This is a genomic window from Hahella sp. CCB-MM4 (assembly GCF_002260525.1).
GTDB lineage: Bacteria > Pseudomonadota > Gammaproteobacteria > Pseudomonadales > Oleiphilaceae > Hahella.
Genome location: NZ_MRYI01000125.1, coordinates 1 through 304 on the forward strand (window position 1 = coordinate 1; position 304 = coordinate 304).

Consider the following 304-nt stretch of genomic DNA (forward strand, 5'->3'; position numbering starts at 1 on the left):
ATCAGCTTCAGCAGCATCCGGCCCAAGGTCGTCTTGCCGCAACCGGATTCACCAACGATGCCAATGGTCTCGCCGCGCTTCAGCGTGAAGCTGATATCGCTGACGGCATCGACCTTGGGCGTCCGGCTGCGCAGCACGTCGCCCAAAGATCGCGTCAGGGTGAAGCTTTTCGACAGGTTGTCGACGTCGAGCAGGATCTCGTCGCGCATGCTGGTATCCTTCATGCCGTCACCACGCCGCGCCAGACAGCCGGGTCCTTGGCCTGTTCGCGCAGTTCCGCCGTTTCATGCGCGCGGTGGCAGAG

The 304-nt window shown here is 62.8% G+C and carries 1 protein-coding gene; it reads right to left on the reverse strand.

Features of this window, described 5'->3' with window-relative positions:
* Positions 1 to 224 (reverse strand): ATP-binding cassette domain-containing protein (locus BTA51_RS29215; protein ID WP_141215732.1); only part of this gene is annotated, 224 nt, incomplete at its 3' end.
* Positions 225 to 304 lie beyond the last annotated feature (80 nt).